This is a genomic window from Nocardiopsis sp. LOL_012 (genome assembly GCF_048060475.1).
Classification (GTDB): Bacteria; Actinomycetota; Actinomycetes; order Streptosporangiales; family Streptosporangiaceae; genus Nocardiopsis.
Genome location: NZ_JBHMIV010000136.1, coordinates 1 through 306 on the forward strand (window position 1 = coordinate 1; position 306 = coordinate 306).

Here is a 306-nt window from a genome sequence, read left to right on the forward strand (position 1 = left end):
CAACTCGGACCTGGCTTTCACCGGTGACTACGTGATCGGTGGCAACTACAACGGGTTCGTCGTCTACGACATCTCGGAGCCGGAGTCGCCGGAGGTCGTCTCCGAGGTGCTGTGCCCGGGGGGGCAGGGCGACGTGAGCGTCAGCGGCGACCTGCTCTACTTCTCCGTCGACTACGCCCGCGCCGGCACCGAGTGCGGGGCTCCGTCCACGTCCACCAGGAACCCCGACGGGTTCGAGGGCATCCGGATCTTCGACATCTCGGACAAGGCCGCCCCGCAGTACGTGGCGGCGGTGCGCACCGACTG

General features: G+C 68.0%; 1 pseudogene. It reads left to right on the forward strand.

The features are described from left to right. A pseudogene (locus ACFHWE_RS23800) lies at nt 1-306 on the forward strand (hypothetical protein); the annotation flags it as partial.